Origin of the sequence: Burkholderia sp. MSMB1459WGS (genome assembly GCF_001534535.1) — a bacterium.
Classification (GTDB): Bacteria; Pseudomonadota; Gammaproteobacteria; order Burkholderiales; family Burkholderiaceae; genus Burkholderia.
Genome location: NZ_LPMU01000023.1, coordinates 293,033 through 313,035, shown reverse-complemented (window position 1 = coordinate 313,035; position 20,003 = coordinate 293,033). Strand labels below are relative to the sequence as shown.

Below are 20,003 nucleotides of genomic sequence, written 5' to 3'. Positions count from 1 at the left end.
GATCGGGAATGGAGTTCAGCCGGCCCGCTTGTAGCGGGCGTGAATGTTGTTGTGCTTGTACGAGCCGCTTTCGCTGAACTCGGTCAGTTCCATCGACAGCGCAAGGTAGCGTGTCGCGTACAACTCGGCGAAATGCACCTTGATCGCGTCGAACAGCGCGTCGCACGCGGCCTTTTTCTGCGCGTCGGTGCGGCCCGCGCCGATCTTCAGCGTCACGTGGACGAACGCGTCGTCCTCCGTGCCGTCGGCGACGCAGTAGTCGCGCAGCTCGATCGCGCGCGAACGGATGCCGCCGGTCGGGAACACGCCGCCCTGTGCGATCAGCGTCGCGTTGATCGTGCGCAGCAGCACGGGAATGCGTGCGTCGTCGCGGATGTTCGCGGTGTATTCGACGACGATGTGTGGCATGGCAGGTCTCCGGTCGGATTCGAATGCGTGGCGGGCGGTAACGCTCAGGGCAGCGGGAAGATCGCGTTGATCTGCCCGGTGCCCGAGCTCGCGAAATAGTCGGTGACGATCTCGACGGGCCGATCGTAACGATCCCAGCCGAGCAGCCCGAGCAGCATCGCCGTGTCGTGCATGCCGCCTTCGCCGTGGCAATGCACGTTGTACTCCGGCAGCATCGCGCAGAAGGTCTTGAAATCGCCCTGTTTCCACAACTCGACCACGCGCAGGTCGACCTGCCTGAAGAATTCGCGGCTGATCTCGTGGATCGATTCCTCGGGGCTGCCGTTGTAGTTGAAGCGGTGAGACAGCGAGCCGCTCGCGAGGAACGCGACGTTCGAATCGCTCTTCTCGATCGCTTCGAGCAGCGCCTCGCCGAAGCGCCGGCTTTCGTCGAGCGTGTGCCACATGCACCACCCGGCAATCGACACGACCTTGAAGTGCTGGTCGCCGTTCATGTAGCGCATCGGCACGAGCGTGCCGTATTCGAGCTCGAGGCTGTCGATCTCGTGCGCACGGGTCGCGACGCCGCGCGCGGTGGCCGTTTCCGCGATCAGCCGGCCGAGCGCCGGGTTGCCCGGATACGCGTACTGCATGTCGCGGATGAAGTGCGGCAGCTCGTTGCTCGTATAGGTGCCGGCGAACCGCGCATTGCAGTTCACGTGATAGCCCGCGTTGACGAGCCAGTGCACGTCCGACACGACGATCGTGTCGACGCCGAGCGCGCGGCAGCGCTCGCCGATCAGTTGATGGCCGCGGATAGCCGCCTCACGGCAGCCGTGATGCCGGCCGGGCAGTTCCGACAGGTACATCGACGGCACGTGCGTGATCTTCGCAGCGAGGGACAATTTGCCCATCGTTCAAGTCTCCCTGTCGACCGGAGTTAGCGCTTTAGCGGTTACTCCGGTCCCATGCTTCGCGGTCGGCCAGAGTCAGCGCTTTAGCGCTTACGCTGGCCCCATGCTTGGCCGGCGTGCCGGCCAAGGAATCGTTCGTTCTTGCGGCGACACGACCCGCTCCCGTTACACGCCCCAGCGAGGAATGTGATGCGAACCCATCGAGATGCACACGTTCTTGATCTCCGCGAACACCTCGAAGCTGTACTCGCCGCCCTCGCGCCCGGTGCCCGACTCCTTCACGCCGCCGAACGGCTGGCGCAGGTCGCGCACGTTCTGGCTGTTCACGAACACCATCCCGGCCTCGATGCCCCGGGCGAGCCGATGTACCTTGCCGACGTCCTGCGTCCAGATGTACGACGCGAGGCCGTACGTCGTGTCGTTCGCGAGCCGCAGCCCATCTTCCTCGTCGTCGAACGGGATGATGCACGCGACCGGCCCGAAGATCTCTTCCTGCGCGATGCGCATCCGGTTGTCGACGTCGGCGAATACGGTCGGCCGCACGAAGTTGCCGTTGCGCAGATGGTCGGGCAACCCGGCCGGCTTGTCCGCGCCGCCCGCGACCACGCGCGCGCCTTCCTGCTCGCCGATGCGGATGTAGCCCGTCACCTTCTCCCAGTGCTGGCGCGTGATCATCGCGCCGAGATTCGTGCCCGGATCGGACGGATCGCCGACCACCAGGTTGTTCGCGCGGCGCGCGAATTCCTGCACGAAGCGGTCGTAGATCGTGCGCTGCACGAAGATCCGCGAGCCCGCGGTACAGCGTTCGCCGTTGATCGAGAAGATCGTGAACAGCGACGCGTCGAGCGCGCGGTCGAAATCGGCGTCGTCGAAAATCAGCACCGGCGACTTGCCGCCGAGTTCCATCGAATACTTCTTCAGGCCCGCGCGCTCCATGATCCGCTTGCCCGTGACCGTGCCGCCCGTGAACGACACCGCGCGCACGTCCGGATGCCGCACGAGCGCATCGCCGGCCGTCGCGCCGTAACCCTGCACGACGTTCAGCACGCCGGGCGGGATGCCGGCTTCGAGCGCGAGCCGGCCGAGCTGATCGGCCGTGAGCGGCGACAGCTCCGACATCTTCAGCACGGCCGTGTTGCCGAGCGCGAGACACGGCGCCGTCTTCCACGTGGCCGTCATGAACGGCACGTTCCACGGCGACACCAGTGCACACACGCCGACCGGCTGGTACAGCGTGTAGTTCAGCATCTGATCGTCGACCGGATAGGTCCGGCCGTTCATCTGCACGCACACTTCCGCGAAGAAGTTGAAGTTCTCGGACGCGCGCGGAATCAACTGCCTGCTCGTCTGCGCGATCGGCAGGCCGGTGTCCTGCGTCTCCAGCGCCGCGAGCATCGGCACGTTCCGTTCGATCAGCTCGCCGAGCTTGCGCATCAGCTTCGCGCGCTCCTTTGCCGGCGTGTTCGCCCATTTCGGGAACGCTTCCTTCGCCGCGCGCACGGCCGCGTCGACCTCTGCCTCGCCGCCCGACGCGACGTCGGTGATGACGTCGCCCGTCGCCGGGTTCAGCGTCGTGAAGGTTTCGCGGCTCTCCACTTCGCGGCCGTCGATCCAGTGCTTGATGGTCATGTGCTCTCCTTGGGCGACGGGCTCAGCCGGCGCGATAGTAGTCTGCTTCGCCGACGATCGTGTTCACGAGCCGGCCGATCCCTTCGATTTCGGTCACGACCTCGTCGCCCGGCTGCGTGTCCGCCAGCCCCTCGGGCGTGCCGGTCAGGATCAGGTCGCCCGGCGCGAGCGTCATGAAGCTGCTGATGTGCTCGATCAGCGCCGGCACGTCGAAGACCATGTCGCGCGTGCTGCCGCGCTGCGTCTGCCGGCCGTTCACCGTCGTGCGCAGCGTCAGGTCGCCCGCGTCGCCGATCTCGTCGCGGCTGACGAACCACGGCCCGAGCGGCGTGCAGGTGTCGCGGTTCTTCACGCGCAGGTTCGGACGGTAGTAGTTCTCGAGATAGTCGCGGATCGCGTAGTCGTTCGCGACCGTATAGCCGGCCACGTAGTCGATGGCCTGCGCGCGGCTCACGCGGCGCGCTGGCCGGCCGATCACGACGGCCAGCTCGCACTCGTAGTGCATGTGCGTGGCGTCCGCCGGGCGCACCGTGCGCGACCGGTGGCCGACGAACGTGTTCGGCCCCTTCAGGAAGATCAGCGGTTCGCTCGGCGCATTGAAGGCGAGTTCCTTCGCATGGTCGGCGTAGTTCAGGCCGAGCGCGAACGTCGTACGCGGCGCGACGGGCGGCAGCCATGCCACCGCATCCTCCGCCAGCACGCGCCCCGTATCGAGGCGGATCGCGCCGTCGCCGGCCGGTTCGGCTGCATGCAGTGCGCCGTTGTAGATCACGCGCGCCGTCTTCATCGTGCTTCCTCCGCAATCAACGTATGCCGCAACGCGCCGATACCGGCCGCGGCGATCTCGATCGTGCTGCCCGCGCGGGCGCGCGGTGCGCCGCCCGCGACGCCGAGCAGCAGCACGTCGCCCGCGTCGAACGACATGAAGGCCGTCACGTCGGCGATCAGCTCGCGCACCGGGCGAATCAGCGTCGCGGTCGATGCGGACGCGGCCACCTCGCCATCGATCCGCACCGTCAGGCCGATCGCGTCGACGTCGGCGAGCGCGGCAGCCGGCACGATCGCCGGGCCGAGCGGGCAAAAGCCGTCACGGCACTTGAAACGCACGGCCGGACGGTAGTAGTCGGGATGCGGCACCGACACGTCGCTCGCGAGCGTGAAGCCGTGCACGTAGTCGAGCGCCTGCGCGGCCGCCACGCGCGTCGCGCGCCGGGCGAACACGACGGCCACCGACGCACCGATCTCGAGCGCGTCGACGCCGGCCGGCACGACGACGGCAGCACCGTCGGCCACATGCGTGTTGGCGGATTTGATGTACAGGATCGGCGCCTGCGGCGGGCGGCCGTAAGGCGGTGCGTTCACCGCATCGCCGAGCGCGGCGAGCGCCGCGCGCTCGTTGAGCAGCGCGCCGTAGACGGTACCGATGGCGACCGGCAACGGCGGCGCCGCGGCGGTCGTGCAAGACAGCTCCATGCGTCATTCCCCTGCCGCGCGTCGCGGCGCATCGTCAATAGTTAATATCTTAAGTAAACAATTGGGCGCTGGCAACCTCGATTACCCTGATACACGAAATTCATCAGCTTCGGCTGTTAAGATTGATGCGTCCCCGTCCTCTGCTCACCCTGATGAACCGTACGCTCGACCATCGCAACCTGGCCATGCTGCTGCTCGAGGCCCGCGAAACGCTGATGGGCCTGTTTCGCCCCATTCTCAAGGAATTCTCGCTGACCGAACAGCAATGGCGGATCATCCGCGTGCTCGACGGCGAACCGGCGCAGGCGCTCGAAGCCGGGCAGATCGCGAAACGCTGCTGCATCCTGAGCCCGAGCCTGACCGGCGTGCTGGAACGGATGGAGCGCGACGGCCTGATTACGCGCATGCGCGCGCAGGAGGATCAGCGCCGGCTGCTGGTCAGCCTGACGCCGCAAAGCAGGAAACTGGTGACGGAAATCGGTCCGCGCATCGACGAGCAATATCGTCAGCTCGAATCGCGATTCGGCCAGGACGGCCTCGAGGACATCTACCGCGCGCTCGACCGGCTCATCGAGCTCGGCAGCCACGCGTAAAGGCGGCGCCCGCGCCCGCCACGTGCGGGAACGGGCGCCGGTACGACGCGGGCGGTCAGTGGATCGCGCCGCGCATCAGCTCGGTCACGGCCACGCCGCGCGACGTGCGCATGCACTCTTCGACGTAATCGATGAACGGCAACGGCTCGAAATCGATTTCGTCGCGCACGCGGCGATTGTCGAACACGCGATCGACTGTCGCGAATTCCCCGCAGCGCTGCAACGCCCGGCCGATCACGCGCTCGAGTGCCGGATCGCGGCGCCCGAGCACGTCGCGCACGACGAGCGGCAGTTCGGCCGGCGCGCATGCCGCGTAGCGCGGCGCCCCGGTCATCCCCGCCGCCTCGTCCATCGCGCGCACGATCTGCGCGACCTGCGGCGCCTCGTCGCCGGCCGACACGTGATAGACGTCGTGCGCGAGCGTCGGCTTGACGGCCAGCAGCATCGTCGCGCGCGCGACGTCGTCCACCGACACGATGTCGATGCGCGTCATCGGCCGCGCGGTGAAGCGGCGCGCCGCATGCGCGAGCCGGAACATCCAGAACGAATTCGGCGCGGGCCGCGTACCGAGCACCGTGTGGCCGACCACGTGCGACGGCCGCACGACGACGAGCGGCAGCCCGAGCGCACGCAGGCGCTGTTCCGTCTGCGCCTTCGCGTGCAGGTAGCCGGCCGCGAGCACCGCGCCCGGCAGGCCTTCGCCGCCCGGCGCGGCATCGTTCCCCGCGTCGCGTTCCGCCTCCTCCTGGACGATCCCGCCACGGCCGGCATGCGCGTAGGCCGTGCCGACGTAGACGAAGCGCTGCAGGCGCGGCGCGCGCGCAAAGCGTTCGGCGAAGCGCACCGCATCGGCGATGTCGGCCTGCAGGTGCGCGCCGTCGGCCGGCGACGCATGGCCCGCGCAGTGAATCACGTGTGTCGCGCCGGCCAGGCGCGGCGCATCGGCGCCGTGCCAGACGTCGGCGAGCGCGCCGACGATCACGTTCGCATCGGTCAGGCGCGACGCCCAGTACGGCGCGAGCCCCGCGCGGAGCGCCGCTTCACGCAGCCGCGCGACCGCGTGGCCGCGATCCTGCGCGCGCACGACGCAGACGATGCGTTCGAGCAGCCCTGCATTGACGAGCGCCGTCAGCACGGTACTGCCGATGAAGCCGGTCGCGCCGGTCAGCACCAGCCGTCCGACGTTCGCCGCCGCGACCGGTGCGCTGGCCGGCGACACGAGGCTCGTCCGCCAGTTCAGCGACAACGCGGTTTTCCAGATCAGCACGATAGTCTCCTTCGAAGAGTCGGCCAGGCGGCGCGGCACCCGCGGTTGCGGGCGGCGCACGGCTCACTGGCCGGGCCGGGGCTGACGCGCGCCCCGGCGGCTCCCGATCGGGCATGCGGCCAGCGATCGCGTCGATCGCGCTCTGGCACGAGGCGGCGGCAGCCGGCGCGGACGGGCGTCCGTCGCACAGGATCGGGAAGCTTCCAGTGTGGGGCCGGACCGCATGCAAGTCTGTCCCGAAAGTTTCGTGAAAGTGTGCCGATTTGTACGCGATTGTCGGAGTGTGTCGTGCCGGCCGCCGCGTCGACGCGCCGAGAGGTTCGGTCCGGCTGCATTCGACCGGCTCCGCAGCGCGTCGATCGCACCGGTTTCGACGGCGGCCGGTGCGCGACCGATCGACGCGGCCGGCGGCCCTGTCATCCCATGTCTGGGTCACCGCGCGTGCCCGCCCGGACATCGTCGTTGCCGGTATCGCCCGTGTGTGCTGGCGCATCGGGAAGACCATGCATCGTCAGACGTCGTTTCATCTGAAACCGAAATAGACTCGATACGGATTTATTGCGGATTATCACTTGCGTTTCACACCAGTCTATCTAGACTGTTCAAGTCCAAACGGTCGAATGTGTCATTTTTTTCAGGAGACGATGCAATGCGCCTCACCATTCGGATTAATGGCAGCGAATCGGCAACCCGGCATTCGTTCGCGGTATTGTGGGTCGATACCGACGAAGGGCTGTGGTCGCGCGAGGCACACCAGGGCATCGACCTTCCAACCTGGGGCAAGGTCCGCGACGTGGAGGGCGCGATGGCGCTCTGCGCGGCCGACGGCGGCAATGCCGTCTGCCAGTTGAAGGGGCTGTCGTTCGATGCGACGCAGCGCGAACAGGGCCCCGCGGTGCTCGCCGGCGAGCACCCCGACGGCGCGTGGCGCCTGCAGGCTGTCGATACCTGCACGACCCAGCCGGAATACCGGGAATTTATTTCCGTTGCCCGATAGATATCGACAAGTACTATTGACGTCAATCGTCTGCGGTTTTCGGGTTTATTCCGGTAGAAGTAATATTCATTTCGATATTCAGCATGAATGGCGCCTCGACTGGAGGCGCTTTTCATTTTCGGGATTAAAGAAATAACCGAGGCGCGGGCAATTGATCGTACGCCGGGACGATCGCCATCGAGCCTCGCCGGAGACCGCCCGGGTCGGCATGCGATGAGTCGTCCGTATTTAATCCTCCGCACCCGGTGCGAAATCCCGCACTCGGCCGCGCCTTTCCTGCTCTTCCCCCTTTTCCAGGCTGCCTTCCATTCGTCTTTTTGCGGGGCCGGAACATACTTTCCCCACACGATGTTTACTCATTTATTACAATCGCATTATTCAGACTGACCAGCCGCCGTCCGGCGGCCCGACCCCGGCCATTGCATGAGCGTGAAAAAGAAGACCCACCCTGCCGATCCGTACGCGACGGCGACCAAGAATCCAATGCTCGCTTCGCGCCTGCCGATGTGGCGCTCACGGTTGATCGTGGTGGTCGTGTTCCTCGCGTTCGCGGCGCTGATCGCGCGCGCTTTCTGGGTGCAGGTCGCCAACCAGGATTTCTACGTCGGCCAGGGCCAGAAGCGCTATCAGCGCACGATCGAGCTCGACGCGATGCGCGGGCGCATCGTCGACCGCAACGGCGCGATGCTCGCGGTCAGCCTGGCGACCTATGAAATCTGGGCGAACCCGAAACAGGTCGCCGACACCGATTACCCGCAGATCGCGAAGCTGCTCGACATGCCGCTCGTCGAGGTGAAGCGGCGTCTCGGCAACGACAAGACGTTCGTGCTGCTCAAGCGGCAGGTCGACGCGGACACCGCCAGCCGGCTCGACAAGCTCGCGATCGACGGCATCACGCAGATCGCCGATTCGAAGCGCTTCTACCCGGAAGGCGAATCGGCCGCGCACGTGGTCGGCTTCACGAACGTCGAGGACAAGGGCCAGGAAGGGGTCGAGCTCGCGGCGAACGCACGCCTGCAGGGCACGTCGGGCCAGCGCGAGGTGATCCGCGACCGGCTCGGCCGCATCGTGTCGGACACGCGCCCGCTCGTCCCCGCACAGCACGGCGCGACGATCGAGCTGACGATCGACCGCCGCATCCAGCAGCTCGCATTCAGCCAGCTCAAGGCCGCCGTGATCGAGAACAACGCGCTGGCCGGCAGCGTCGTCGTGCTCGACGCGAAGAACGGCGAAATCCTCGCACTCGCGAACTATCCGACCTTCGACCCGAACGACCGCGCCCGCCTCACCGGCCAGCAATTGCGCAACCGCGCGGTGATCGATACGTTCGAACCGGGCTCGACGATCAAGCCGCTCGTCGTCGCGCTGTCGATCGACGAGCGCAAGGTCACGCCGAACACGATCATCAACACGTCGCCGGGCACCTACAAGATCGGCCCGGCGGTAATCCACGACACGTCGAACCATGGGTCGCTGACGGTATCGCAGGCGCTGCAGAAGTCGAGCAACGTCGCGCTCGCGAAACTCGCACTGAACCTGCCCGCCGAAACGATCTGGAACAAATACCAGGAGTACGGGATCGGCCGCGCACCGGAACTGACGTTCCCGGGCGTCGCAGCGGGCCGGCTGCGCGGCTACAAGCGCTGGCGGCCGATCGAGCAGGCGACGATGGCGTACGGCTACGGGCTGTCGATGTCGCTGCTGCAGATCGCGCAGACCTACACGGCCTATGCGGGCGACGGCACGCTGCACCCGGTGTCGCTGCTGAAGAACGGCACCGACCAGCAGACGATCGACGCGCATCGCGGCCACCGCGTGACGTCGCCGCAAACGGCAGCCGCGATCCGCTCGATGCTCGAGATGGCGGTGGGTGAAGGCGGCACGGGGCGCCGCGCGCGCGTGGACGGCTACCGGATCGGCGGCAAGACGGGTACCGCGCGCAAGCAGGTCGGCGCGACCTATGCGAAGGGCAAGTACCGCGCGCTGTTCGCCGGGATGGCGCCGATGAGCGACCCGCGCCTGATCGTCGCGGTGATGATCGACGAGCCGCGCGGCAAGGGCTACTACGGCGGCACGGTGGCCGGCCCGGTGTTCGCGTCGGTCACGAGCGGCTCGCTGCAGTTGCTCGGCGTGCCGCCCGATGCACCGGTCGAACCGGAGAAGAATGCGCCGGCGAAGGCCGCCGCGCCGCAGAAGACGGCCGCGGCGCCGAAAGCGGCGGCGACGACCGTCGCGCAGAAACCGTCGGCATCGCTCAAGACGACCGCGCAATCCGGGCTCCCCGCGCCCGCGAAGGCGGCTACCGCCGGCTGACGGCGCCACGGGCGATGCCGTGTCCGCATCGCCCCGTCCCACCCCGCTCTCCAGGAACGCACCGCCGAGACCGGCGCACGCAGGGCCGATCGCGGCCGCGCGCCGTCAATGCGCGGCCGCGGCCGGCTTCGCCATCCGCCCGAGCACGTGCTCGGTCATCCCCCGCGCGAGCTCGGTCTCGCCCATGAACACGGTGCCGACGCCCTCGCTCGACAGCAGCGCGGCCTCGTCGCCGCTGTTCGTGCACAGCACGACCTCGAGCGTCGGATTCAGCGTGCGCGAGATCTCGACGATCTGCCGCACGTCGAACACGTCGGGCAGCGTCACGACCAGCATCCCGGCGCGGGCGATATGCGCCTGCACGAGCACGATCGGCTCGATCGCGTCGCCCGACACGGCCGCGATGCCGTCCGCGCGCAGCTTCTCGACGAGTTCGCGATTCTGCTCGACGACGACATACGCGATGCCGCGCTCGTCCAGCGCATGCGCGATCCGCGTGCCGACCTTGCCATAGCCGACGATCACGACCTGCCCGGTCAGATGCGTCTGCGGCGTCGACATCGGCAGCGCGGCGAGCGGATCGTCTCGCGCCTCGAGCTTGCGCGCGAACGCCGAATGCTTGCGGATCCATGCGAGCGCCGGATCGATCAGCGCGAACAGCAGCGTGTTCATCGCGATCGAGATCAGCGCGACCGCGAGAATCAGGCTCTGTCCTTCGGCCGACAACAGCCCGAGCGCACGGCCGAGGCCTGCGAGAATGAACGAGAATTCGCCGATCTGCGCGAGGCCGGCGCCCACGGTCAGTGCCGTGTTCAGCGGATAGCGGAATGCGATCACGAGCGCGACGGCCGCGAGCGTCTTGCCGATCAGCACGATGGCCGCGACCTCGATCACGTGCAGCGGCTCGTCGAGCAGCACCTTCGGGTCGAACAGCATGCCGACCGAGATGAAGAACAGCACCGAGAACGCGTCGCGCAGCGGCAGCGTCTCGTCGGCCGCGCGCCGGCTGAATTCCGACTCGCGCATCATCATCCCGGCGAAGAACGCGCCGAGCGCGAACGACACGTCGAACAGCTTCGCCGCGCCGAACGCGATGCCGACCGCCGCGGCAATCATGCACAGTGTGAACAGCTCGCGCGAGCCGGTGCGCGCGACGAGCCAAAGAATGCGCGGGAACACGCGCTTGCCGACCACCAGCATCAGCGCGATGAACGCCGCGACCTTCAGCATCGTGACGCCGAGCGTGCCCCATACGCTGCCGCCGGCCGCATGCGCGTCGCCGGGCGGCGTGCCGCCGAGCAGCCCCGCCACTGGCGGCAGCAGCACCAGCACGAGCACCATCACGAGATCCTCGACGACCAGCCAGCCCACCGCGATACGCCCGTTGACCGTCTCGACGAGCCCCCGCCCTTCGAGTGCGCGCAATAGCACGACGGTACTCGCGACCGACAGTGCGAGCCCGAACACGAGCGCCGCACCGAGGCTCCAGCCCCACATGAGCGCGAGCCCGCCGCCGAGCAGCGTCGCGACGGTAATCTGCACGATGGCGCCCGGCAGCGCGATCTTGCGCACCGCGAGGAGATCGCCGAGCGAAAAATGCAGACCGACGCCGAACATCAGCAGCATCACGCCGACCTCGGCGAGCTGCTGCGCGAGCGACAGGTCGCCGACGAAACCGGGCGTGCCGGGGCCGATCACGATCCCCGCGAGCAGATAGCCGACGAGCGGCGGCATTTTCAGTAGCGACGCGAGATAACCGAAGATCATCGCGAGACCGAAACCGGCCGCGAGCAATGCAATCAGGCTGACGTCATGAGGCATCCCCCCTCCCAAGCTCTTGTAACGATTTAGTAAGGTTCAAGAGTGAAAGGATACGGGATGAGGCGGAAAAATGGCGCGCCGCCGCGAAAATTTCAACGCGGCGGCGCATATTGGCGGGGTGCAACCCCTGCGCAGGGGAAACGCGTCGCAAGCCCGGCCGCACGTCGCGCGGGCCGGGCAGCCGGCGGGCTGGCGCCCGTCAGCGCGACGCTTGCGGGAACCGCGCGCCCGGCGGCGGCTCGGGCCGCGTCGACGGCACGCTCTTGCGCACCTTCGCGACCTGCGCGGCGGTCACCGGCGCGCCCGTGTTGCCCCAGCTCGTGCGCACGAAGTTCGACACGTCCGCGACTTCCTGGTCCGACAGGCGCCAGCCGAACGGCGGCATCGTGAAGGTTGACGGCGCGGTGCGCGTGCCCTGCAGCGCGCTGCCTTCCAGTACGACGTGGATCAGCGAGGTCGGATCGTCGCCCTGCACGACCGGGTTGCCGGCGAGCGCCGGGAACACGCGCGTATAGCCGTGGCCGTCGCTGCGATGGCAGGCCATGCAGTTGTCGCGATAGACGGCCGCGCCCGGCTTGCTCGCGTCGCCGGTCTGCAGCGCCTTCGCCGCGGCCGCGTCGTACACGTGCGGCTGCTCGCCTTGCACGCGCGGCGGCAACGTCTTCAGGTAGCGCGCGATCGCGTTCAGGTCGTCGTCGGTCATGTGCTGCATGCTGTGGCCGACCACGTCCGTCATCCCGCCGAATGCGGCCGTACGCAGCGTGCGGCCGGTCTTCAGGAACTGCACGATCTCGGCCTCGTTCCACGTGCCGAGGCCCGTGCGCGGCTCGCCGCGCAGGCTCGTCGGCACCCAGCCGTCGATCGCCGCGCCGCCGGCCAGGAAGTCGAGGCCGTCCGCGTCGGTCAGCCCGCGCTCCTGCATCGTCGGCGCGCGCGGCGTATGACACGCGCCGCAGTGGCCGAGCCCCTGCACCAGATACGCGCCGCGCGCGACCACCGGGTCGGTGTACGGCGCCGCGTCGAACGGCTTCGGCGACGGCGCGAACATCTTGCGCCAGATGCCGAGCGGCCAGCGCATCGACAGCGGCCACACGATGTCGACCGCGCGGTTCTCGTGCTCGACGGGCGCGACGCCGTGCATGAAGTACGCGTACAGCGCCTTCATGTCGTCGTCGGTCAACCGCGAATACGACGGGAACGGCATCGCCGGATACATCGTGTCGCCGTTCTTGCGCACGCCTTCGCGCACCGCGCGGGTGAAGTCCTCGTAGGTCCAGCCGCCGAGGCCCGTCTTCGGGTCCGGCGTGATGTTCGTCGAGTAGATGCCGCCGATCGGCGTGTCGAACTTCAGCCCGCCCGCGAACGGCTTGCCGCCGCTCGCGGTGTGGCATGCGATGCAGTCGCCGGCGCGGGCAAGGTATTCGCCGCGCTTGACGAGGGCCGCGTCGGCGGACAGCGCCGCCGGTGCGGCCGCCGGGCCCGAAGCCGCGGCCGGCGCGGACGCCGGCTGCGCGAACGCGGCGCCGCCTGGCAGACCGAATGCCGCCCATGCCGCGCCGATCGCCAGCGCGCGCCGCAGCGGAGCAATGCGGCGCGCGGCGTTGTGGTGGTTCATCGTCCTCTTCATGCGGTCACCAGCGGGGCGGGATTTTTCAGGTACTGCTCGCGGATCGCGCGTGCCGACCAGTAGGCCAGCGCCGCGATGATCCCGGTCGGGTTGTAGCCGATGCCCTGCGGCAGCGCGGACGCGCCCATCACGAACACGTTGTGCACGTCCCAGCACTGCAGATAGCGGTTCAGCACGCTCGTCTTCGGGTCGGTGCCCATGATCGCGCCGCCGACGAGGTGGGTCGTCTGGTACTGGCGCGAGTCGAAGTGCTTGCCGAACTCGCGCGTCGACACGCCGATCGCCTTCGGCCCCATCGCCTCCGCGATCTTCTTCATCTGCCCGGTCACGTACCGCGCCATCCTGATGTCGTTGTCCTTCCAGTCGAACGTCATCCGCAACAGCGGCTGCCCGTACGAATCGCGATAGGTCGGATCGAGGTCGAGATAGACGTCGCGGTACGACATGTTGGTGCCGTGCGCGTCCATCGAGATCGTGTGCGCGTAGTTGTCCTTCACCGCCTTCTTCCACGCCGAGCCCCACTGCGGCGTGCCGGGCGGCGTCGCGATGCCGCTGATCGGCTTCACGCCGGCCTGGTTCACCCACAGCGGCGAGCCGCCGACGAAGCCGAGCGGGCCGTGGTCGAAGTTGTCCGCGTTGAAATCGTCCACCGCGACGCCGTTGCCGCCCGCGCCGATGAACGGATTCGTGTAGGTATCCTTGTCGAAGAACGCCTTGATAGTCGACAGGTTCTGGTACGCGAAATTGCGGCCCACGACGCCTTCGCCAGACACCGGGTCGTACGGCTTGCCGATGCCCGACAGCAGCAGCAGGTGCACGTTGTGATACTGGAACGCGGCCACGATCACGAGGTCGGCCGGCTGGTGCACTTCACGCCCGGCCGGATCGACGTAGGTCACGCCGGTCGCGCGCTTCTTCGTGTCGTCGAGGTCGACGCGCAGCACGTGGCACTTCGAGCGCAGCTCGAAGTTCGGTGCCTGCTTCAGCGCCGGCAGGATGTTCAGGTTCGGCGACGCCTTCGAGTACATGTAGCACGCGTAGCCGCTGCAGTAGCCGCAGAAGTTGCACGGGCCCATCTGCACGCCGTACGGGTTCGTGTACGGCCCCGACGTGTTCGCCGACGGCAGCCGGTACGGATGCAGGCCGAGCGAGTGCGCCGCATCGAAGAAGCGCTGCGCCGAATACGTATTGAGCTGCGCGGGCAGCGGGAAATTGTCGCTGCGGTTCGCCTCGAACACGTTGCCGTCGCCGACCACCTTGCCGCCGACCTTGTACGCCTGCCCCGACGTGCCGAACACCTTCTCGGCGAAATCGAAATGCGGCTCGAGCTCGTCGTACGTGACGCCCGTATCCTGGATCGTCATCCCTTCGGGGATGAATTTCTTGCCGTAGCGCTCTTCATAGTGGCTGCGCAGACGCAGCTCTTCGGGCGTGATCCGGAAGTGCACGCCCGACCAGTGCAGCCCCGCGCCGCCCACGCCTTCGCCCGGCAGGAACGCGGCGAGCTGGCGGTACGGCAGCGCGGTGTCCTGCAGGCCATGGCGGATCGACACGGTCGTCTTCGACAAGTCGAGGAACAGCTTCTTGCGGATGTTGTAGGTCAGCTCGTCGATCGTGTTCGGGTACGCGCCGTCCGGATAGGTGTCGCGGTATTCGCCACGCTCGAGCGCGACGACGTTCAGGCCCGCTTCGGTCAGTTCCTTCGCGAGAATCGCGCCGGTCCAGCCGAAGCCGACGATCACCGCATCGACGTGCGGCTTCTTATCTGCGGCCATCAGCTGCGCTCCCCGTTGATCGAGACGGGGCCGTACGGATAGGGCTTGCCGCTCTGGTTGACGAAATCCATGAAGTCCGCGCGCGCGCCCGGGAAACCGATCATCTTCCACGCGGCCATGTCGCGATTGCCGCCATGCACCGGATCGCAGAAGTAGCCTTCACGCGTGTTCTGCAGCAACTGGCCGAGGAACACGCCGGGCGGGACGTCGTCGATCTGTGCGCTGCCCTTCTCCAGCGCGCCGAGCACCGTGTCGCGCGTCGGCGCGTCGAGATCCGCGAACGCCTTGCCGTGCGCCTTTTCGCAATAGCGGTTGACGGCCGCGATGCCGAGCCGGTAGATGTCGCGCGGCACCAGCTTCAACTGGTAGCCGAGCTCGGGCACGCCCTGCTGGAACGGCCCCTGCATGTACCACGTCGCGCCGTGCGCATACGGCGTCTCCATCTGGCGATCGATGAATTCGGGCACGCCCGCTTCGAGTGCGCCGGGGCCTTCGGCGTCGGCAGGAATCAGCCGGTCGACGGCGGCCTGGACGAACGCCCATTCCTTCGCATCGAAAAAGGTCGGCTTGTACGGCGCGCGTTCGGCGCTGGCCGACGCAGTGGACGCGTTGCCGGCCGTCGTCGCGGACGACGAGGACGAGCGCAGGTCGCAGCCGGCGACCGACGCGATCGGCACGAGCGCGACCGAGGTGCGCAGGAAACGGCGACGCGAATTGGGTTTGTCAGGTGGCGTGGACATGGTCGGATGTTGATCGTTGGGGATCGGGTTCGGACGCGCGCATGCCGCATGCCGCGTGCCCGGCAGGCAGCCGTGCCGCGGGCGGCCGGTCGCCATGTTCTTTCGGTGTTGCGCACTACCTCGATGCAGACGTCCGGCAACGCAGTCCGCAGCGGTGCCGTCAACGCAGCCGCACGTCGCCCCGGCGCCGGCGGCGCTGCGCGGCTCGACCTCTTCGCGGGCCCTATCGTCGGACAAATACCGGCATCGGCCGGCATCTACCCGCCATCGCCCACGACCCTTGTTCAACTTAGACGTCGCGTCCGCGGACAGCAAGCGCAACGTGCACGACCCTCTTTTCCGGCCGGGCGACGAGTGCGGCGAATTATATATGGAACCGGTTCCATTACTAGAGGGTTCGATGCAATTCAGTGCATCGAAATTAGCAACAATGGGAAGACTGCAAGACTGAATGTGCAAGGATGGCGAGATGGCGACGCCTTCGCCGGTCGGGCAAACGAGCGGAGCGCGGGAGATGTGCCGGACGTGAGAGGCGTGAGAGGCGTGAGGGCCGCGGGGGCTGCGAGGGCCGCGTGTCGCTTTCCGGGGACGCCCGCTCGGATGGCGATGTCGAGTTGGACCGCGCTCCGGTAGTTCCCCCTCCTATGCATACCCACGATGCCGGGCCGGCCGAATACCTGACGCCGACCGACACGCACGCGTGCCGAATCGCGCGCGGCTTTCCCCTCACCACGGCCAGAACATCGACGCGATCGACAACGCCAGCGCCGCGCACAGCGGCGAGTAATACAGCGTGTCCATCCGCGCGAAACGCGACCCGCGAATCCGTTTGAAGAAGCCGACGTAACGGAAATCGCCGACGGCCCGCACCGCGAAGATCAATGCGAGCGCAACGACCGCGAACGCGATCGTGCCGGGATACGCGTTGCGCCCGAGCCATCCGGCACGCGCGGCGACCACGCCTGCGCCGCCCAGCAATGCCGCCGCGACGGCGAGCGTGCCGACGGCAGTCGGCCGCAACAGCGGTACGCCGTCGTGCTCGGGAATGGCCGCGCGCTTGCCCAGCCGCCCGCCGAACGCCCAGTAGACGTGCACGAACGCGATGGCGCAAAGCATCGGCACGCTGAAATACGCACCGGTCATGTCGATCAAGGTCCTCGTCTCGTCGTCTCGTCGTTTTGCCGAAAGCACTCCGGCCCACGGCCCCGCCCGCATGACGATACCGAAACCCGGCCACGCGCGCATTGCGACGTCGGGTCGCAACGGCCGCAACCGATAGCCGCGCATGTTGCGTCGCAGTGCGCATGCGTCGTCGCGCTGGCCGGCCGCTTGACTTCCCTCCGTGCACAACTACCCTGTTATTCCAGTACTGCGGTCGGCACGCCGCTACGCGAGCGGCTGCCCGCACGACGACGATAACGAAGGCCATGGAGGCGACTCATGCTGATCGGCGTGCCGAAAGAGATCAAGAACCACGAGTACCGCGTCGGCCTCACGCCGGCCGGCGCGCGCGAACTCGTGCGGCACGGCCATCGCGTGCTCGTGCAACGCGGCGCGGGCACGGCGATCGGCCTGCTCGACGACGACTACACGGCAGCGGGCGCATCGCTCAGCGACCGCGCCGACGAAATCTTCGCGCGCGCCGACATGATCATCAAGGTCAAGGAGCCTCAGCCGGCCGAATGCGCGATGCTGCGGCGCGGCCAGATCCTCTATACGTACCTGCATCTCGCGCCCGATCCCGATCAGGCCGCCGCGCTCGTGAAATCCGGCGCGGTCTGCATCGCGTACGAAACCGTGACGGGCCCGGGCGGCGGCCTGCCGTTGCTCGCCCCGATGAGCGAAGTGGCCGGCCGCATGTCGATCCAGGTCGCGGCGACCCACCTCGAAAGCCCGCGCGGCGGCCGCGGCCTGCTGATGGCCGGCGTGCCCGGCGTGCCGGCCGCGCACGTCGTCGTGCTCGGCGCGGGCGTCGTGGGCACCGGCGCGCTGCAGATGGCGGTGGGCCTGGGCGCACGCGTCACCGTGCTCGACAACAACGTGAACCGATTGCGCCAGCTCGATCTCGTGTTCGCGAACCGGATCGCGACCGTCTGCTCGAATGCGCAAACGGTCGACGAAGCCGTGCGCGATGCCGACGTCGTGATCGGCGCCGTGCTGGTGCCGGGCGCATCGGCGCCGCGGCTCGTCACGCGCGACATGATCGCGACGATGCGCAAGGGAGCGGTCGTCGTCGACGTCGCGATCGACCAGGGCGGATGCTTCGAGACCTCGCATGCGACCACGCACGCGGCGCCGACCTTCGTCGTCGACGGCGTGGTCCACTACTGCGTCGCGAACATGCCCGGCGCGGTCGCGCGCACGTCGACCTTTGCGCTGAACAATGCAACGCTCGGCCATGCGCTCGCGCTCGCCGACAAGGGCTGGAAACAGGCGATGCTCGACGATCCGCATCTGCGTGCGGGCCTGAACGTGTGCGACGGGCACATCACGTACGAAGCGGTCGCACTGGCGCTCGGCCTGCCCTACGTGCCGGCGACCGGCGTGCTCGCTTGACCATGCCGGCATGCGTTGCACGCAACGCGGCCGGCCGCGTTGCGTTCACGCGCCCTTCGATCGGCTCCGCTTCGCGCCGCCGCCCGCGCTGCCCGCACCGCTCATCGTGCGCGCCAGCAGCGGCCGCAGTTGCGCGAGCGTGCGCGTGTTCAGCACGTCCTGCCGCGTCAGCCAGCCGCGCCGCGCCTGATCGATACCGAACGCGAGGTTGTCGAGTTCGTCCGCGCTGCATGCATCCGAACCGATCGCCACCAGTACACCGGCCTTCGCGGCCTCGCGGCACCAGACGTCCGGCAGATCGAATCGCCGCGGCTGCGCATCGAGTTCGACGAAGCAGCCGCGCGCGGCGGCCCCCGCGAGCACGCGCGGCACATCGAGTGCGCAGGCGTCGCGTTCGCCGAGCACGCGGCCGGTGGGATGCGCGAGAATCGTGAAATGCGGATGGTCCATCGCGCGCAGCATGCGATCGGTCTGCGCGCCGCGCGGCAGGTCGAAACCGTCGCGTACCGCACCCACCACGAGATCGAGCCGGCCGAGCATCGCGTCGGGTACGTCGAGGCTGCCGTCCTCGCGAATGCCGGCTTCCACGCCCTTGAGCAACACGAAATCGTCGAACGTCGCGTTGACGCGATCGATCTCGTCGATCTGGCGCGCAAGCCAGTCGAAGCCGTCCCGAGCGCCATCGGGCGGGGCACGGTCGGTGACGGCCAGGTACGCGAGCCCGCGTGCACGCGCGGCGTCGGCCATCGCGCGCAGGCCGTCGCGGCCGGCCGATGCATCGGTATGCGCGTGCAGGTCGCCATGGAGATGCTTGCGCTCGACCAGCGCCGGCAGCGTGCCGGCACGCGACGCATCGACCTCGCCGCGATCCTCGCGCAACTCGGGCGGCACCTCGCGCAGCCCGATCGCCGCATAAACCGATGCCTCCGTCGCGCCGGCAATCCGCTCGTCGCCGCGAAACACGCCGTATTCGTTGATCTTCAGGCCGCCGGCCTGCGCGATCCTGCGCAGCGCGATGTTGTGCGCCTTCGATCCCGTGAAGTAGACGAGCGCCGCGCCGAACGCATCGGCATCGACGACGCGCAGGTCGACCTGCAACCCGCTGGCAAGCGTCACGCTCGACCGGGTCTTGCCGTGCGCGAGCACGCGCGCCACGTCGGCGTGGCCGACGAACGCTTCGGCGACCGCGACCGGCTCGCGTGCGGTGACGAGGATGTCGAGATCGCCGACCGTCTCGCGGCGGCGGCGGAAGCTGCCGGCCGGCACGGCCTTGCCGACGCCGGCCACCGCACGCAGGCGTTCGAGCAACGGCATCAGCGCATGCGCGGCGTCGGGCAGCAGAAAGCGTTGCGGCTCGCGCTGCAGGCGATCGTCGATCGCTTCGAGCAGATGCGCTTCGGTTTTCGCGCCGAAGCCCGGCAGCTCGCGCACATGCCCGCTCTTCGCTTCGGCGCGCAACTGTTCGAGCGAATCGACGTGCAGCGCGTCATGCAGCGCCTTCACGCGTTTCGCGCCGAGCCCGGGCACATCGAGCAGCTCGACGATCGCGCCCGGTAACGCATGACGCAAGGTCTGCTGCAGTTCGCAGGTGCCGGTCGCGGCGATCTCGCGCAGCTTCGCCGCGAGATCGGCCCCGATCGACGGAATCTTCGCGAGATCGTCGCCGTTCGCGATCATCGTCGGGATATCGCGGCCGTAGTCGGCGACCGTGCGCGCGGCGTTGCGGTACGCACGCACGCGAAACGGGTTGGCGCCCTGGATCTCGAGCATGTCGGCGATCTCGGCGAACACGGCCGCGCACTCGGCATTGTGGATCGGCATGATCGGCGTGGCTCCTTCCACGTGGATGTCGCGCCGCGCGCGTGCGCGACGGCGTCTGCCCGCCCGGCGCCGCATATCGACGCCGCCGGG

General features: G+C 68.1%; 16 protein-coding genes. 4 read left to right on the top strand and 12 right to left on the bottom strand.

Going from position 1 to position 20,003, the window contains the following annotated elements; genetic code table 11:
- Positions 1-15: 15 nt before the first annotated feature.
- From WT97_RS09060 to WT97_RS09040, 5 genes are all read right to left on the bottom strand, one after another.
- The gene (locus tag WT97_RS09060) at positions 16-408 is read right to left on the bottom strand and encodes a 5-carboxymethyl-2-hydroxymuconate Delta-isomerase (protein WP_059500670.1); all 393 of its coding nucleotides are present in this window, start codon (positions 406-408) and stop codon (positions 16-18) included.
- A 44-nt stretch (positions 409-452) separates the two neighbouring features.
- A complete protein-coding gene (hpaD, locus tag WT97_RS09055) occupies positions 453-1,301 on the bottom strand; it encodes a 3,4-dihydroxyphenylacetate 2,3-dioxygenase (protein WP_060353272.1) in 849 nt (282 codons plus the stop codon).
- 165 nt (positions 1,302-1,466) lie between these two features.
- Complete coding sequence (gene hpaE, locus WT97_RS09050; protein ID WP_060036182.1) at positions 1,467-2,930, bottom strand: 5-carboxymethyl-2-hydroxymuconate semialdehyde dehydrogenase; 1,464 nt, start codon at positions 2,928-2,930, stop codon at positions 1,467-1,469.
- A gap of 22 nt (positions 2,931-2,952) precedes the next feature.
- On the bottom strand, positions 2,953-3,717 hold the full coding sequence (locus WT97_RS09045) for a fumarylacetoacetate hydrolase family protein (protein ID WP_059500673.1): 765 nt from the start codon (positions 3,715-3,717) through the stop codon (positions 2,953-2,955).
- Entirely contained in the window at positions 3,714-4,403 is a 690-nt protein-coding gene (locus WT97_RS09040; RefSeq protein ID WP_059500674.1) for a fumarylacetoacetate hydrolase family protein, read from the bottom strand. Before WT97_RS09040 ends, WT97_RS09045 begins: the two co-directional genes overlap by 4 nt.
- Positions 4,404-4,555: 152 nt before the next feature.
- On the opposite strand from WT97_RS09040, the gene hpaR reads away from it, so the two are divergent.
- The gene (gene hpaR, locus WT97_RS09035; RefSeq protein WP_027782888.1) at positions 4,556-4,996 is read left to right on the top strand and encodes a homoprotocatechuate degradation operon regulator HpaR; all 441 of its coding nucleotides are present in this window, start codon (positions 4,556-4,558) and stop codon (positions 4,994-4,996) included.
- A 55-nt stretch (positions 4,997-5,051) separates the two neighbouring features.
- On the opposite strand, the gene WT97_RS09030 is transcribed toward hpaR, so the two are convergent.
- Positions 5,052-6,263, bottom strand: a complete 1,212-nt coding sequence (locus WT97_RS09030; protein ID WP_059500675.1) for an SDR family oxidoreductase — start codon at positions 6,261-6,263, stop codon at positions 5,052-5,054.
- Positions 6,264-6,912: 649 nt separating this feature from the next.
- Between WT97_RS09030 and WT97_RS09025 the strand changes: the two genes are divergently transcribed.
- Together WT97_RS09025 and WT97_RS09020 are read left to right on the top strand one after the other, a co-directional pair.
- Positions 6,913-7,260 carry a DUF3564 family protein gene (locus WT97_RS09025; RefSeq protein ID WP_059500676.1) on the top strand — a complete coding sequence of 116 codons (348 nt, stop codon included), beginning with the start codon at positions 6,913-6,915 and terminating at the stop codon, positions 7,258-7,260.
- Positions 7,261-7,683: 423 nt separating this feature from the next.
- The gene (locus tag WT97_RS09020; RefSeq protein ID WP_060036183.1) at positions 7,684-9,573 is read left to right on the top strand and encodes a penicillin-binding protein 2; all 1,890 of its coding nucleotides are present in this window, start codon (positions 7,684-7,686) and stop codon (positions 9,571-9,573) included.
- A 105-nt stretch (positions 9,574-9,678) separates the two neighbouring features.
- Here WT97_RS09020 and WT97_RS09015 read toward each other — a convergent pair whose 3' ends face one another.
- The 5 genes from WT97_RS09015 to WT97_RS08995 form a co-directional block, all read right to left on the bottom strand.
- Entirely contained in the window at positions 9,679-11,394 is a 1,716-nt protein-coding gene (locus tag WT97_RS09015; RefSeq protein WP_060036184.1) for a cation:proton antiporter, read from the bottom strand.
- A gap of 199 nt (positions 11,395-11,593) precedes the next feature.
- The gene (locus WT97_RS09010; RefSeq protein WP_059500679.1) at positions 11,594-13,021 is read right to left on the bottom strand and encodes a cytochrome c; all 1,428 of its coding nucleotides are present in this window, start codon (positions 13,019-13,021) and stop codon (positions 11,594-11,596) included.
- Positions 13,018-14,796 (bottom strand): GMC family oxidoreductase, encoded by a 1,779-nt coding sequence (locus tag WT97_RS09005; protein WP_059500680.1) that lies wholly within the window; start codon positions 14,794-14,796, stop codon positions 13,018-13,020. Before WT97_RS09005 ends, WT97_RS09010 begins: the two co-directional genes overlap by 4 nt.
- Entirely contained in the window at positions 14,796-15,536 is a 741-nt protein-coding gene (locus tag WT97_RS09000; RefSeq protein WP_059500866.1) for a gluconate 2-dehydrogenase subunit 3 family protein, read from the bottom strand. The genes WT97_RS09005 and WT97_RS09000 overlap by 1 nt, the downstream gene beginning before the upstream one ends.
- Positions 15,537-16,262: 726 nt before the next feature.
- Entirely contained in the window at positions 16,263-16,679 is a 417-nt protein-coding gene (locus WT97_RS08995; RefSeq protein ID WP_059500867.1) for a DUF3995 domain-containing protein, read from the bottom strand.
- A 297-nt stretch (positions 16,680-16,976) separates the two neighbouring features.
- Between WT97_RS08995 and ald the strand changes: the two genes are divergently transcribed.
- Positions 16,977-18,092: an alanine dehydrogenase gene (ald, locus tag WT97_RS08990; RefSeq protein ID WP_060036185.1), complete on the top strand. Its 1,116-nt coding sequence runs from the start codon at positions 16,977-16,979 to the stop codon at positions 18,090-18,092.
- Positions 18,093-18,137: 45 nt separating this feature from the next.
- Here the strand turns inward: ald and polX are convergent, their stop codons facing one another.
- Entirely contained in the window at positions 18,138-19,913 is a 1,776-nt protein-coding gene (gene polX / locus WT97_RS08985; protein ID WP_060036186.1) for a DNA polymerase/3'-5' exonuclease PolX, read from the bottom strand.
- Positions 19,914-20,003 lie beyond the last annotated feature (90 nt).